The organism is Kutzneria viridogrisea DSM 43870 (assembly GCF_000525635.1).
GTDB classification, from domain to species: domain Bacteria; phylum Actinomycetota; class Actinomycetes; order Mycobacteriales; family Pseudonocardiaceae; genus Kutzneria; species Kutzneria viridogrisea.
In genome coordinates, this window is sequence record NZ_CP007155.1 from 7,546,893 (window position 1) to 7,560,435 (window position 13,543).

Genomic DNA, 13,543 nt, shown 5'->3' on the forward strand with positions numbered 1-13,543 from the left:
CAACCACCCTCTCCACACACGATTGGGTGATTAGCTCAGAAAACCCTTGCCCTGATCAAGTCGGCATCGGGGTGTCATGAAAGTGCCGTTGCTGGCACTGGACGCCAGCAACGGCACTTTCATGGCACCACTCACGTCCGCTGGTAGCTCGGGCGCCAAGCGCTGCGCGGTGGTCCCTCCGCGCGCACCCGGACCCGCACTGTGGGCGTGCCCACGTAGGCCACCATCGACTCGTCGACCGAGGTGACCTCAGCCAGGTGCGGGTCGGCCCCGGCGTGCACGGCGGCGGCCCTGGCCTGCTCGCGGACCTTGACCCGGATCTCGTCCCCGTGCGGGGAGCTCAGGGTGAAGATGCGCGTGGCCTCACCGCTGACCGGGGCCACCGCCACCCCCACGGCGGCAGCGGAGTCGGCGCGCGGCGGGCAGCACACCAGGGTGGTGCCGGGCAGGGTGCCGGGCAGGGCGTCCACCAGCTTCTCCGCCCCGGGCCCGATCACCAGCAGCGGCAGGTCCTTCGGGCCGCTCTTGGCCCGGTCCACGGCCTCCGCCAGCCGCTCCACGTCGGGGCCGGGCGCGCCGCCCACGGGCGGGTCGGTCGGCACCATCGCCACCGTGCGCAGCCCGGTCGGCACGCCCGCGATGGTCGTCGGCCCCTCCGAAGGGGTGGCCGTTCCGCAGGTCACGGCGCACACCGCGGTGGGCGTGCCGTCCGCGGTGGTGAAGGCGACCAGCGCCTCGGACTCGCCCGCCAGCAGGGCGGCGCCCCGCGCCCCGGCGGCCCAGGTGGCGCCGTGCATCAGCAGCGAGCGGGTCAGCGCGTAGTCCACGGTCATCACCGAGCCGTCGTTGCGGGCCAGGAACGGCTCGGCCTCGGGCAGCCCGGCGTCCACGAGCGAGCGGCGCAGCCGGTGCGCGGCACCCCAGGCCCGCCGCAGCAGCGCCGCCTGCAACACGGTGGCGTTCTCCCGCTCCAGCAGGCCCATTCCGCCGACCTCGTGGGACAGCACGATCGGCACCGAGTCGCCCAGTTCGGCCCGCAGCAGCCCGGCGGCCGCCAGCTCGTGGCTGGGCATCACCGGGGCGAACACGCTGCTGACCGCCACCGCGCTGACCTTGCCCGCGATCTCCCGCGCGAAGGCCACCAGCCCGGCGGCGTCCAGCGGCTCGAAGTCCGAGCCGTCCATCCTCGCCCCGCCGCCCACGCAGGTCTCGGCCACCGACAGCGCCGCGTGCAGGTCCGGCGGCCAGCCCGCCAGCGGGGGCAGCGCCGTGGTCGCCCGGCCGAGCCGGATCACCGCCACCGGCCCCAGCTGCCCCGGCCAACGCCGCCAGTTCGGGTTCGAGCCGGGCAGCCCGGCCAGGCCGTCCACCTCGCTGACCGCGAGCAGCACCCGGTCGATGTGGTCCAGGGTGATCCCGCGTGGTCCCGCCTGCGCCATGATGTGGCGCAGCGCGACCGGCAGCACCTCGGTGGCCGCGGCGACCGGCGAGGCCTGCTCGGTGGAGGCCAGGACCGTGCCCTCGCCGTCCACCAGCGCGGCCGAGAACCGCTCGCTGTCCAGCGCGATGCCCAGGCGGCACCGCCGCAGTACCGGGGTGTCCTCGGGCAGCGCCCTGGTGGGGTAGGGGTCTTCGGTGATCATGACACCTCAAGCGGCCGGTAGGGCAGGTCCAGCCCGAAGGCGCCGGGGCCGACCAGCGCGAGCCCGTCCTCCGTGCGCCACAGCGGCGGGCACGGCAGCGCGAGCACCACGACGCGCAGCCCGTAGCGCAACCGCTCGGCGCTGACGGGCTGCCCGGTGTAGGTGTCGAACAGGGTGATGATGTCGGGCATCGTGGCCAGCGGCTCGCCGTCCTCGATGACCGCCAGGTACTCGTGGCCGACCTCCAGCCGCAGCGTGCGCCCGCGGTCGGGACCGATGCCCTCCAGCATCGCGGGGGTACGCCGGTTGGTGGCCAGCACCTCGGCGTCCGGGCCGGTGGCGGGCAGCACCGCGCTGATCCTGCCCTCGGCAACCACCCGCCCGTCGAACTCCCCGGCCAGCGCGCGCACCCGCCGCACCACGCTGCCGGGCTGGGCGAGCAGCTCACCGATGCGCAGGGCCTTGCGCACCGAGCCCAGCACCACGGCCCCGTCCGCACGCGCCTGCTGAGCCGTCATCACGTACTCGCTGCTGACGCCCCGGTCGCCGAACCCGGTGACCACCGTGCGCGCCAGCCGCTCCAGCCACGCCCCGTCCTCGGCGTGCACCGTGACCACCCGGTCGTGCTCGTCGGCCAGCACCGAGGGCCCCGGCGTGACGCCCGCCAACTGCATGGCGACCTGGTCCACGCCGGGAAACGCCCGCCCCATGCCGTCCCCGTCCAGCAGCGGCAGCCCGGCGTGCGAGGCCAGCGCGGCGGCGGCGGGCCCGTTGTAGCCGCCGATCTCGGTGCACAGCATGGCCACCACGGGCTTGCCGAAGTGATGCTCCACATGCCGCCGGATGGCCACCGACTCCCGGCAGGTGCCGATGCGCTCGGCGCCGATGGCCGGTGCGCCCAGGAAGGCGCAGGGCATGACCAGCCCGTCCTCGGGCAGTTCGGCCAGGTCGACCACCTCGACGGGACCGTTGAGGTCCACCGCGTGCAGGGCGAGCGGGAGCGAATCGCCCGCCGGTCCGCCCCCGCCACCACCGAGCACGTCGCAGCCTTGGGCGAACTCGCGAAGCCGTCCCCCGCTCAGGTGCATGGGGCGATCGTAATCACCCGTGTGCCGACTGCGAGTTCAGCCCGGTGGTGCAGATGTGACTGATCCTGCGTGCACGTGCAGCTTCCCGAGCAGGCGCGTTCAGGCCGACCGGGACGCCAGCGGCCTGCGGCGCAGCGCGGGCTCGGTCAGCGCGCGCGGGCGGAAGTAGGAGTCCTCCGGGTTGAGCACGGTGCCGGGCGGCACGACCTCGTCGATGCGGTCGAGGATCTCATCGTCCAGCACCACCTCGGTGCCCGCGAGCAGGTCGTTGAGCTGCTCCAGGGTGCGCGGGCCGATGATCGCCGAGGTGACGCCAGGGTGGGACACCGCGAAGGCGATCGCCAGGTGGGTCAGCGAGCAGCCCGCGTCAGCCGCGATCTTGGCCAACTGCTCCACGGCCTCGGCCTTGCGCGCGTTGGCCGGGATCGTGGTGTCGAACAGCGGCTTCTGGACGGCGGCGCGGCCCTGCGCGGTGTCGACGCCCTTGCGGTACTTGCCGGTCAGCCAGCCCATGGACAGCGGGCTCCACACCAGCACGCCCATGCCGTAACGCTGGGTGGTCGGCAGCACCGAGGTCTCGATGGCCCGGTTCAGGATGGAGTACGGCGGCTGCTCGGTGCGCAGCCGCTCGTAGCCGCGGCGCTCCGAGGCCCAGTGCGCCTCCACGATCTGCTCGGCGGGGAAGGTGGAGCTGCCGATCGCCCGGACCTTGCCCGAACGGACCAGGTCGGTCAGCGCGGAGAGGGTCTCCTCGATGTCGGTGTCCGGGTCCGGGCGGTGGATCTGGTACAGGTCGATGTGGTCGGTGCCCAGCCTGCGCAGGCTGTCCTCCACGGCGCGCACGATCCAGCGCCGGGAGTTGCCGCGCCGGTTGACGTCCTCGCCCATCTGGTTGTGGAACTTGGTGGCCAGCACGACGTCGTCCCGGCGGCCCTTGAGCGCCTTGCCGACGATCTCCTCGGACTCCCCTGCCGAGTAGACGTCCGCGGTGTCCACGAAGTTGATGCCCGCGTCCAGCGCGGTGTGGATGATGCGCGCCGACTCCTCGGCGTCGTTGTTGGCCCAGGAGCCGAACATCATCGCCCCCAGGCAATACGGGCTGACCTTGATCCCGGTGCCGCCCAGTACTCGCTGCTGCATCTCGGTGCGCTCCCTCACTCGTAGTTGCAACACCAACGTAGCAGTTCAATCGATAATCGCAACACAGATGTTGCAACTGCTAGTCTGTCCAGGGCGAACAAGGAGGAGTCAGCGGTGAGCAGGCCACTGCGGTCGGACGCCGAGCGCACGGTGCGAGCGATCCTCAGGGCCGCCGACAAGGTGCTCAGCGAGAACCCCGGCGCCACCCTCCAGCAGATCGCCGAGGTGGCCGGGGTCGCACGCACCACGGTGCACCGCCGGTTCGCCACCCGTGAGGCGCTGATCGAGGCGATGAACGCGGCGATGCTGGAGCAGATCGAGGAGGCGATCGACGCGGCCCGGCCGCGGACCGCGCCGGTCCAGGTGGGGCTGCACGCGGTGACCGCCAACCTGATCCGGGTCAAGAGCAGCTGGCGGTTCACCGGCGCGCAGTTCAGCGTGAGCAACCCGGACATCCAGTGCGCGGCCGAGCGCGTGCAGGGCAAGTCGGAGCTGCTGTTCGACCGGCTCACCGAGTCGGGGTTGCTGGCGCCGCAGGCTGATCGGGACTGGACGGTGCGCACCTACCACGCACTGCTGCACCAGGCGATCCTGCGGCACCAGGAGACCGGCGAGCCCGCGGAGGCGCTGGCCGACCTCGTGGTCACCACCCTGTTGGGCGGGCTGGGTACTAGCCCTGGGTGATGTACTCCTGCAGGCGGCTCTGCTCGTCCTGCAACTGGGAGATCCGGTTCTTCACCACGTCCCCGATGCTGACGATGCCGGAGAGCTTGCCATCCACGACCACCGGCACGTGCCGGATGCGCCGCTCGGTCATCAGCGCGGCCAACTCCTCCACGGTGTCCGAGGGCTTGCAGGTCACCACGGCGGTGGTCATGATCTCCGAGACCGGCCGGGACAACAGTTCTCCGCCGCGCGCCGCGAGTTTGCGCACAACGTCGCGTTCGGACACGATGCCCGCCACGCCGTCGGGGGTCAGCACGACCACCGCGCCCACGTTGTGCCTGGCCAGTTCCGAAACGAGTTCGGTCACCGTGGTCCAAGGCGGGACGGTGGCCACCTCAGTGCCCTTGCCCCGCAAGACGTCCGAGATCCGCATCAGGCTCGCCTCCCTGTCCGGTTCCCGACAGGGTAGTGGCCCGCGTCACGCTCCGCTCGGGGCCAATCCGGGGGTTTTCACCCATTGCTCGATCAAGTGGGCGCCGATGGAGTCCACCCGCCCGGTGTGCCCGCCCGCGAGCACCTCCTCGCGGGTGAACCACCTCGCCTCCTCGAGTTCCTCGTGGTCCACGGCGATGTGTCCGCTCACGGCCCGCGCGCGGAAGCCGATCATCAGCCCCGAGGGGAACGGCCAGGGCTGCGAGCCGAGGTAGGTCACGGTGTCCACAGTGACCCCCGACTCCTCGGCCACCTCGCGGCGCACCGCCTCCTCCAGGGCCTCACCGATCTCCACGAAACCCGCCAGCGTGGCGAAGGCGGTCGGCCCCGCGCCGCGGTGCCTGGCGAGCAGGCAGCGGTCCTCGTGCTCCACCAGCGCGATCACCGCGGGCTCGATGCGCGGGAACAGCAGCCGCCCGCAGTGCGGGCCCTGGCACACCCTCAGGTGGCCGCCCTCACGGCTTTCCGTTGCGGCACCACAGGTTCCGCAGAAGCGCTGGTGCCGGTTCCAGTGCAGCAGGCCCTTGGCGCAGACCAGGGCCGCCGCCTGGTCGGCGGGCACCGTGCCGAACAGGGAGCGCACGTCCACCGTGTCGGCCGCCTCGGGCAGGTCCACCGCGAACACCGGGACCTCGCCGTCCAGTCCGAGGAAAACCTCTTGTCCCGCAACGACTTGTGAGTCGGGCGCGTAGCGGTCCTGCCAGAACCTGAGCAGCCGCACGTCCTGCCGGGCGCGTTGTTCCCCGAGCCACGCGGGATCGCGCCGCCGCGCCCCGGCCCGGTCCAGCCCCAGTCCGGTGTAGGCGATCGCCGACTCACTCACCGGTGTCCACCGGCCGCTCGAAGAAGGTCTCCAGCACCACGATCGTCTGCGTGCCGGTGACCCCGGCGATCCCGTACAACCGCTTCAGCACCGCCTGCAACTCCTCCGGGCTGCCAGCCCTGACCTTGACCAGCACCGAGGCGGCCCCTGCCACCACGTGCGCCTCCTGCACCCACGGCAGCTCCGCCAGCGCCCGCGCGGTGGGCGGGTCGCCCATCCAGGCGTTGGCCTCGATCAGCACGAAGGCCGCCACCGCCTTGCCCACCGCGGCCGGGTCCACGTCCACGGTCGTGCGCCGGATGACCCCGCGCTCGCGCAGCTTGCGCACCCGCTCGTGCACGGTGCCCCCGGACAGGCCCACCGCCTGCCCCAGCGCCACGTAGGACTGGGTCGCGTCCTGTTGCAGGAGAGTCAGCAACTGTCGATCTGTTCGGTCCATGACGCCGATGACCGTATCAGGTTCTGCCATTCACGTGAATGGTAGAACGTAGTACGTCTGCGGTGAACTCGTCAGCCGGGTAGAAGGACTCGATCACCAGCTCGGCGAGGGTCAGGTCCAGCGGGGTGCCGAAGGTCGCCACCGTGCTGAAGAAGACCAGTTCGCCCTGCTCGTGGCGCAGCCGCAGCGTGGTGAAGATGTCCCCGGGCCCCGGCAGTTCCACCTCGGGCTCGGGCTGCTCGCACGGGTACTCGCGCAGCTCCTGGAGCAGTGCCGCCAGCTCCGGGTCGGCGGTCAGCTCCACCTGCCGCCGCAACCTGCCGAGCAGGTGCGCGCGCCACTCCCCCAGGTTGAGGATGCGCGGGGCCATGCCCTCCGGGTGCAGGCTCACCCGAAGCGAGTTCGAGGCAGGCCCGAGCAGGTGCGGCGCACAGCCCTCGGTGAGCAGCCCCACGCTGGCGTTGCCCTCCAGCAGGTTCCAGTACCGGTCCACCACCACCGCGGGGTACGGCTCGTGCCCGGTCAGCAGCTGGCGCAGTGCCTCCCGCGCGGGGCGCATGTGCGGGTCCTCCAACGGGGTTCGTGTGTAGACCGGCGCGAAGCCCGCGGCCACCAGCAGGGTGTTGCGCTCGCGCAGCGGCACCTCCAGCCGCTCCGCCAGGTGCAGCACCATGTCCCGGCTCGGCGTGGACCGGCCCGTCTCCACGAAGCTGAGGTGCCGCGTGGACACCTCGGCCTGGTTCGACAGCTCCAACTGACTGAGTCTGCGGTGCTCGCGCCACTGCCGCAGCAATTCCCCCACCGGCCGCTTGCCCATGCCCCGACGTTACGCGCCCGCACCATTACCTACGGGGTAATCGCCCACCCCACCCGCGAGTCCCGCTGAGCCGCATGCGAGTCCCGCCCAGCTGCATGCGAGTCCCGGTCAGGCGGGCGGGACTCGCGCACCGGTGGGCGGGACTCGCGCGCACCAGAGCGGGGGTCAGGGGTGGGTCATGACCAGGCGGGGGCCCAGTTCGGCGATGCCCTGGGCGGTTTCGCCGGCGACGAGACGGGTCAGCTCCGGGCCCCACTGCTCCGGCGCGAGCTCAACGAAGCCCCGCTCGGCGTACCACGGGCCGTTCCACGGGATGTCGCGGAAGGTCGTCAGCGTGACGGCCCTGCCGCCCGCCGCCTGGACGACAGCGGACAGCAGGGCCGAACCAGCACCACGTCGGCCATGGGCCGGGTGCACCGCGAGCTGGTGCAGGTGCAGTGCCTGGTCGACGGGTCCGGTGTAGGCGAAGCCGATCGGCGGCTCATCGACCACGAGCACCTCGCTCGGATCGGTCACCTCCGCCACCACAGCCCCCGGCGGGAAGACGATGCCGAACTCGGCGAACAGAGCGTCCGCCGCCTGCTCCACCTCGGCAAGACCCGCGAGCTCGCATGCCTGGGCCAGCCGGACCCGTTGCGCCATCAGACCTTCCACTCCTCCACTTCGGACTCGACGAGGTCGGCCGCGGCGGTCACGCCACCGGCGGAGGCGATCTCGGCGCGCATCGCGGCCAGGTTGGCGGCGATGGCCGGGTCGGTGGTCACCGCGTGCAGGGCCTCGCGCAGCCCTCGCACGGTGACCTCCTCGCGCGGGATGTGCGCGCCCAGCCCGAGCTCGGCGATGCGCGGACCGTTGATCAGCTGGTCGGTGGCCTGCGGCACGGCGATCAGCGGCACCCCGTTGGCCAAGCCCTCCATGGTGCCGCCCATGCCGGCGTGCGTGATGAACGCGCGCGCCGTGCGCAGGATCAGCGCCTGCGGAACCCATTGGCGCACATCGAAGTTCGAGGGCACCTCACCCAGCAAGGCCGGGTCGACGAAGCGGCCAACCGACATCACCACGTGCCACCCGTTGTCGGCGAACGCCTCCAGGCACATCCGGAAGAACTCCGGCTGGTTGGTGTAGGCCGACCCCAGGGTGATCAGCAGCACCGGACGCTCGTCCGGGGCCTGCCAGTCGCCCTGGGTGCTCCGCTCGGTGAGCATCGGGCCGACGAAGGTGTAGCTGTCGGCGACCCGCTCTCCCCTGAGCTGGAACGACTTCGGGATCGTGACGATGCAGCGACGGGGCTTGGCCTGGAGGTCCTCCACCGTCAGCGAGACGTCCAGGCTCGCCACGTACGCGGCGAACCGCTCGGTGAAGGCGACCATCGCCGGGTCGGTGCGCATCTCCTCGGTCCAGCCCAGGTCCTCCTCGACGCCCTCGTAGCCGACGTAGGTGCCGGAGAGCTGGATCGCCGGGATACCCCAGCGCTCGGCGAGCACCGGTGCCTGCCACGCCCCGATGTCGTAGACAAGGACATCCGGCCGGTCGGCCTCGTAGGCGGCCTCGACCTGGGGCAGCACGGCCTCGAACTCGTCGAGGAACATCGTCATGCCCGCTGCGGGTTCCTCGGGCACGTCGGCCTCGGGCTTGTCGAAGCTGGGGAAGGTGGAGGTGTAGAGCACCGGCTCGGCGCCCGCCGCGCGGACCTGCGGGGCGAACTCCTCGTTGATGGCGTAGGTCACCCGGTGGCCGCGGGCGGCCAGTTCGGTGACCAGGCCGAGGCCGGGGTTGACGTGGCCGTGCGCGGGCACGGCCATGAACGCGACGTGCAAGCTTTTTTCTGGCATGGCGAAACTCCTGCGTGAAGAAGGGTTCGGTGAACTGAGGTCCGCGCGGGACTCAGTGGTAGAACTGCAGGAATGCGCCGTACATGGGGACAACGCTAGCAGCGGCTCACTCGCCGGGCGAGCCGATTTCCGCCGCCATGGCCGTCACGGCGGGGTGCCAGGCGCGGTCGGCCGGGCCGGTGAACACCAGGCGCCGCGACACGCCCTCGCGCAGCGGCACCAGCACCAGGCCCGGTTCCAGCATGGCGGCCACCAGCCCCGGTACCACGGACACCCCGACCCCGGACCGCACCATGGCCAGCAGCGTGCCCAGCTCGCGGACCCGGTGGGTGGGCGCGAACTCGACCTTGGCACGGCGGTGGACGCGCCGGATGTGCCGCTCGCAGCCGCCGACCGAGAGCAGGAACGGGTCGTCGGCCAGTTCGGCCAGCCCCAGCTCGGCGACCTCGGCCAGCGGGTGGTCGGCGCGCAGCAGCGCCTGGAAGCTGTCCGCGCCCACCAGCACCCCGCCGGTCCGCTTCGGGTCCACCAGCACGGCGGCCTCCAGCGAGCCCCCGGCCAGCCAGTCCGAGACCTCGTCGTCCTCACCCTCGAACACCCGCACCTCCACGCGGGGCAAGGCAAGCCGCCAGCGCTCCAACAGGTCCGGCAACAGGCCCTGGCAGACGCTGGGCGGGGCGCCGAGCCGGACCACGCCGGTGGGCTGCCCGCTGTGCTGCGCGGCCAGGTCGGTGATCGCGGCCATGGCGGACACCGCGGCGCGGGCGTGCTCGACCAGCGCGGCGCCGAACGCCGTGGGCCGCGGTGTGCCGCCACGCACCAGGACCGGGTGGCCCAGCACGCGTTCCAGTGCGGCCACGGAGTGCGAGACCGCCGACTGGCTCACGCCGATGCTGTCCGCGCCCGCGCCGAAGCCGCCCGAGTCGAGCACCGCGAGGAACGCGCGCAGTTGGGACGGGTTCAGGCTCATGAACAACTCTCATGGGTCGTCATAACTCACTTGTTGGACTCATGATGCCCGATCAGGCAGCCTCGTGGCCGAATCCCGCCGGACTTCCCGGCCGGTGACGGGGAGGGTGGAGTGGTGCGACGGAGTTGGGTTCCCGGTTTTGTGGCGCTGTCGGCGATCTGGGGCAGCAGCTTCGCGCTGATCAAGATCGCGGTGGACGCCGGTGTCGCGCCGCCGTGGGTGGCGCTGTGGCGCTGCCTGTTCGGCATGCTGACGCTCTGGCTGATCTGCGCGGTCCAGGGCGCGCGGCTGCCCCGCGACCCGCGCGCCTGGGGGCACGCCGCGGTGATCGCGCTGCTGCTCAACTCGGTGCCGTTCATGCTGGTCGCCTACGGGGAGACGCGGATCAGCTCGGTGCTGGCCGGGGTGTGGAACGCCGTCACCCCGCTGGCCACGCTGGTCTTCGCGCTGGCGCTGGTGCGCAGCGAGCGGCCGACTCCCCGGCGGCTGCTCGGTCTCGGCCTGGGCTTCGTCGGCGTGCTGGTCGTGCTCGGCGTGTGGCAGGGGGTCGAGTCGGGCGTGCTCGACGGCACGTTGGCCTGCCTGGGTTCGACCGCCTGCTACGGCGCGGGTTTCGCCTACACCAAGAGGTTCTTCTCGGGACGTCCCGAGTCGGCCTCGGTGCTGTCGGCGATGCAGATCACCAGCGCGACCGTCCAACTGGGACTGATCGCGCCGGTGACCGCAGGTGCGCCGAGTTGGCCGGGCCTTCCCGCGATGACCGGCCTGCTGGTACTGGGCGCGGTCAGCACGGGTGTCGCCTACGTCGTGAACTTCCGGGTGATCCGCGTCGCCGGGTCCACGGTGGCCTCGACCGTGACCTACCTGACCCCGGTGTGGTCCACCGCGTTCGGCTGGCTGCTGCTGGGCGAACCGCTGTCCTGGAACACCCTGGCCGGTGCGGTGCTAGTCGTCGGCGGGGTGGTGCTCACGCGCGGCCCAGGCGGGCAGCGGCTCGCGGGCGGCCAGCCAGTCGGCGGGCACCGGGCCGTGCGCGCCGAGCAGCCCGCCGACGATGGCGCCGGTGGTGTCGACGTCCCCGCCAACACGTACGCAGGCGGTGATCCCGGCGCGGAAGTCGGTCAGGTGCGTGGCGGCGGCCCACAGTGAGAACGGCACGGTGTCCTGCGCGATGACCCGCGACCCGTTGCCCAACTCGTGGGCGGCCTCTTCCGCTGTGCTGCCAACGAGTTCGCGGGCGCGCTCGATGCCGCGGCGCGTCTGGCCCGCGTCCAAGGCACGGGCCACGGCGTCCAGGAGTTCTTGCGGGGCAAGGGATTCGACCGCGAGCAGGGCGGCAGCCACCGCCACGGCGACAGCACCGGCCACGCCCTCGGGGTGCAGGTGCGTCACCTGTGCCGACAGCGCGGCCTGCTCGGCGGCCCGCACCGGGTCACCGGCGAAGAACGCGCCGAGCGGGGCCACCCGCATCGCGGCGCCGTTGCCACAGGAACCCGTGCCGCCAAAGGCTTCCGCGGACACGGTGGCCCACGGCTCGCCCTGCCGGATGCGGCGCAGGGTGACCACGGCGCCCGCGCCGTAGCCCCGGTAGGGCTCGCAGCGTTCGGCGAACTCGGCGGCCAGCGCGTCCTGGTCCACCTGCCCGCGATCGCGCAGGTGTGCCACCAGGCCGCAGGCCATCTCGGTGTCGTCGGTCCACTCCCAGACCGGCTCGGGTGGGATGCCCGCGATCAGGTCGGGCACCGAGCGCCCCGGTACGAAGAACTGGGCGCCGAGACAATCGCCTGCGGACAGGCCGTCGAGCGAGCGGTACATCAGGTCAAGTCGTGTGGTGTCTATGGGTTCGGAGCATACCGGCACCGAGGGGGAGCCGTCGGAGTAACGGCTCGACCCCTCGGTCCGCGCGGCTTGTCAGCCGCGGCGCCGGTTGGCGTACTGGCGGTGGCTGACGACGGCTCCGGAGCGGCCGTGCGCGGCGAACGAGGTCGCCGTCCTGGCCTGCTTGCCGGAGTTGCGTCGTTCCCGCCGGTTGGGCACAACCGACTCGGTGTGGTCCGGCTCTACCGGTTCAAAGGTCACGGGCATGCGAATTCCTCCGTTTTTCGAGACGCGCTGGTGAGATGAACAGGCGTCGCCCGGCCGATGGCGGGGGACGCGGCGCACGAAGCGGATCAGAGGATCATGGCGCTGACGCTAGCAGCGCGGTCGCGGCCCGCGCACCCGATTTATTTCGCCCCCCAACCGCCGTGAAGGTGGCTTTCACTGCGTCCAGTGCAGTGAAAGCCACAGTGATGATGTGTGTGGATGGCGAGCGTGGGGAGTCTGTCCCGGAAAGCCACTGACGCCGGCCCCCTGCGGGGGTGGGCTGTCTTGTGAGGGATCCGCCGACCCCCGTGCTCGCCCTCCACGCACGTCACCAGACCAGGGGATGTGACCTGATAGGAGCCTGTGCCAGCAGGACACCCATCACTGTGCCGTCCACCCCACCGGCCCGGTGCGTGCCACCCCGAACCCCACACAGGGATGGCAGAGACCAGAATGACCGACCAGCACACCCCCGTCGACACCAGCCACACAGACCTGGTGACCGGCGGAGTCGACACCCACAAAGACACCCACACCGCCGCCGCGCTCAACGCCCTGGGCCAACTCCTGGGCACCCAGACCTTCCCCGCCACCCACACCGGCTACACCGCCCTGACACGCTGGCTGACCGGCTTCGGCACCCTGGAAGCGGTCGGGGTGGAAGGCACCCATTCCTACGGCACCGGGCTCACCAGCCACCTCACCGACCACGGCATCCAGGTGATCGAGGTCAACCAGCCCGACCGGCACACCCGCCGCCGCAAGGGCAAGACCGATACCCAGGACGCGATCAACGCCGCCCACGCGGTCCAGTCCGGCAGGGCCACCACCACCCCCAAAACCAGCACCGGCCCCGCCACCAGCACCGCCGTCCTGCGCACCGTGCTCACCAGCGCGGTCAAAGCCCGCACCGCCGCGCTCAACCAGCTCGACAGCCTGATCGTCACCGCCCCCACCACGCTGCGCGAACACCTGACCGGCCTGCCCCGGCGGGCACTGATCACCACCTGCGCCCGGCTCCGCCCCACCCACGACCTGACCTGCCCCACCGCGGCCACCAAGACCGCGCTGCGCCGCCTGGCTCACCGGATCCACCGGCTGACCACCGAGATCGACCAGGCCAAGGCCGAACTCACCGCCGTGCTCGACCGGGTCCTGCCCCGCACCACCGCCCTGCCCGGAGTCGGCCCCGACACCGCGGCACAACTGCTGATCACCGCCGGGGACAACCCCCACCGCATCACCACCGACGCCGCCTTCGCCCACCTGTGCGGCACCGCCCCCATCCCGGCCAGCAGCGGCCGCCGCGACCGTCACCGCCTCAACCGGGGCGGTGACCGCCAAGCCAACGCCGCGCTCTACCGCGTGGTCATCGTCCGCCTGCGCCACTGCCCCCGCACCCGCGCCTACCTCGCCCGACGCACCGCCGAGGGCCTGCCCAAACGGCACATCATCCGGTGCCTCAAACGCTACGTCACCCGCGAGGTCTTCCACGCCCTGACCACAGACATGACCCACCTCGCAACCACCACTTGACTTCTATAGGAG

General features: G+C 71.8%; 14 protein-coding genes and 1 pseudogene. 3 read left to right on the top strand and 12 right to left on the bottom strand.

Going from position 1 to position 13,543, the window contains the following annotated elements:
* Positions 1–131 precede the first annotated feature (131 nt).
* From KALB_RS32595 to KALB_RS32605, 3 genes are all read right to left on the bottom strand, one after another.
* On the bottom strand, positions 132–1,643 hold the full coding sequence (locus KALB_RS32595) for a hydantoinase/oxoprolinase N-terminal domain-containing protein (protein WP_025359868.1): 1,512 nt from the start codon (positions 1,641–1,643) through the stop codon (positions 132–134).
* Positions 1,640–2,731, bottom strand: a complete 1,092-nt coding sequence (locus KALB_RS32600; protein WP_025359869.1) for an S-methyl thiohydantoin desulfurase family protein — start codon at positions 2,729–2,731, stop codon at positions 1,640–1,642. Before KALB_RS32600 ends, KALB_RS32595 begins: the two co-directional genes overlap by 4 nt.
* Positions 2,732–2,830: 99 nt before the next feature.
* Positions 2,831–3,871 (bottom strand): aldo/keto reductase, encoded by a 1,041-nt coding sequence (locus KALB_RS32605; protein ID WP_025359870.1) that lies wholly within the window; start codon positions 3,869–3,871, stop codon positions 2,831–2,833.
* Between the two features lie 114 nt (positions 3,872–3,985).
* Between KALB_RS32605 and KALB_RS32610 the strand changes: the two genes are divergently transcribed.
* A complete protein-coding gene (locus KALB_RS32610) occupies positions 3,986–4,555 on the top strand; it encodes a TetR/AcrR family transcriptional regulator (RefSeq protein ID WP_025359871.1) in 570 nt (189 codons plus the stop codon).
* Here KALB_RS32610 and KALB_RS32615 read toward each other — a convergent pair.
* The 7 genes from KALB_RS32615 to KALB_RS32645 all read right to left on the bottom strand — a co-directional run bounded on the left by KALB_RS32615 (position 4,542) and on the right by KALB_RS32645 (position 9,910).
* Positions 4,542–4,970 carry a CBS domain-containing protein gene (locus KALB_RS32615; protein ID WP_025359872.1) on the bottom strand — a complete coding sequence of 143 codons (429 nt, stop codon included), beginning with the start codon at positions 4,968–4,970 and terminating at the stop codon, positions 4,542–4,544. The two genes, KALB_RS32610 and KALB_RS32615, sit on opposite strands and share 14 nt — an antisense overlap.
* Before the next feature lie 45 nt (positions 4,971–5,015).
* On the bottom strand, positions 5,016–5,852 hold the full coding sequence (gene nudC, locus KALB_RS32620; RefSeq protein WP_025359873.1) for an NAD(+) diphosphatase: 837 nt from the start codon (positions 5,850–5,852) through the stop codon (positions 5,016–5,018).
* Positions 5,845–6,321: an Lrp/AsnC family transcriptional regulator gene (locus KALB_RS32625; protein ID WP_035968209.1), complete on the bottom strand. Its 477-nt coding sequence runs from the start codon at positions 6,319–6,321 to the stop codon at positions 5,845–5,847. Before KALB_RS32625 ends, nudC begins: the two co-directional genes overlap by 8 nt.
* Positions 6,308–7,108 (bottom strand): helix-turn-helix domain-containing protein, encoded by an 801-nt coding sequence (locus KALB_RS32630; RefSeq protein WP_025359875.1) that lies wholly within the window; start codon positions 7,106–7,108, stop codon positions 6,308–6,310. The genes KALB_RS32625 and KALB_RS32630 overlap by 14 nt, the downstream gene beginning before the upstream one ends.
* 165 nt (positions 7,109–7,273) lie before the next feature.
* On the bottom strand, positions 7,274–7,750 hold the full coding sequence (locus KALB_RS32635; RefSeq protein WP_025359876.1) for a GNAT family N-acetyltransferase: 477 nt from the start codon (positions 7,748–7,750) through the stop codon (positions 7,274–7,276).
* Positions 7,750–8,940, bottom strand: coding sequence for a macrolide family glycosyltransferase (locus KALB_RS32640; protein WP_025359877.1), 1,191 nt, complete (start codon positions 8,938–8,940; stop codon positions 7,750–7,752). Before KALB_RS32640 ends, KALB_RS32635 begins: the two co-directional genes overlap by 1 nt.
* A 106-nt stretch (positions 8,941–9,046) precedes the next feature.
* Positions 9,047–9,910, bottom strand: a complete 864-nt coding sequence (locus KALB_RS32645) for a LysR family transcriptional regulator (protein WP_025359878.1) — start codon at positions 9,908–9,910, stop codon at positions 9,047–9,049.
* Between the two features lie 114 nt (positions 9,911–10,024).
* On the opposite strand from KALB_RS32645, the gene KALB_RS45955 reads away from it, so the two are divergent.
* Positions 10,025–11,059, top strand: coding sequence for a DMT family transporter (locus KALB_RS45955; RefSeq protein ID WP_236650072.1), 1,035 nt, complete (start codon positions 10,025–10,027; stop codon positions 11,057–11,059).
* On the opposite strand, the pseudogene KALB_RS49590 reads toward KALB_RS45955, so the two are convergent.
* Together KALB_RS49590 and KALB_RS47885 are read right to left on the bottom strand one after the other, a co-directional pair.
* A pseudogene (locus KALB_RS49590) lies at positions 11,000–11,725 on the bottom strand (ADP-ribosylglycohydrolase family protein); the annotation flags it as partial. The gene KALB_RS45955 and the pseudogene KALB_RS49590 overlap by 60 nt on opposite strands.
* Before the next feature lie 96 nt (positions 11,726–11,821).
* Positions 11,822–11,995 (bottom strand): hypothetical protein, encoded by a 174-nt coding sequence (locus KALB_RS47885; RefSeq protein ID WP_158510860.1) that lies wholly within the window; start codon positions 11,993–11,995, stop codon positions 11,822–11,824.
* Between the two features lie 453 nt (positions 11,996–12,448).
* On the opposite strand from KALB_RS47885, the gene KALB_RS32660 reads away from it, so the two are divergent.
* Positions 12,449–13,531 carry an IS110 family RNA-guided transposase gene (locus tag KALB_RS32660; protein ID WP_025354812.1) on the top strand — a complete coding sequence of 361 codons (1,083 nt, stop codon included), beginning with the start codon at positions 12,449–12,451 and terminating at the stop codon, positions 13,529–13,531.
* Positions 13,532–13,543 lie beyond the last annotated feature (12 nt).

Coding starts and splice junctions, on each gene's coding strand:
- KALB_RS32605 (WP_025359870.1), bottom strand. CDS start 3,871: ATGCAGCAGCGAGTACTGGGCGGCACCGGGATCAAGGTCAGCCCGTAT.
- KALB_RS32645 (WP_025359878.1), bottom strand. CDS start 9,910: ATGAGCCTGAACCCGTCCCAACTGCGCGCGTTCCTCGCGGTGCTCGAC.
- KALB_RS32615 (WP_025359872.1), bottom strand. CDS start 4,970: ATGCGGATCTCGGACGTCTTGCGGGGCAAGGGCACTGAGGTGGCCACC.
- KALB_RS32660 (WP_025354812.1), top strand. CDS start 12,449: ATGACCGACCAGCACACCCCCGTCGACACCAGCCACACAGACCTGGTG.
- KALB_RS32635 (WP_025359876.1), bottom strand. CDS start 7,750: ATGGCGCAACGGGTCCGGCTGGCCCAGGCATGCGAGCTCGCGGGTCTT.
- KALB_RS47885 (WP_158510860.1), bottom strand. CDS start 11,995: ATGCCCGTGACCTTTGAACCGGTAGAGCCGGACCACACCGAGTCGGTT.
- KALB_RS32625 (WP_035968209.1), bottom strand. CDS start 6,321: ATGGCAGAACCTGATACGGTCATCGGCGTCATGGACCGAACAGATCGA.
- KALB_RS32595 (WP_025359868.1), bottom strand. CDS start 1,643: ATGATCACCGAAGACCCCTACCCCACCAGGGCGCTGCCCGAGGACACC.
- KALB_RS32640 (WP_025359877.1), bottom strand. CDS start 8,940: ATGCCAGAAAAAAGCTTGCACGTCGCGTTCATGGCCGTGCCCGCGCAC.
- KALB_RS32600 (WP_025359869.1), bottom strand. CDS start 2,731: ATGCACCTGAGCGGGGGACGGCTTCGCGAGTTCGCCCAAGGCTGCGAC.
- KALB_RS32630 (WP_025359875.1), bottom strand. CDS start 7,108: ATGGGCAAGCGGCCGGTGGGGGAATTGCTGCGGCAGTGGCGCGAGCAC.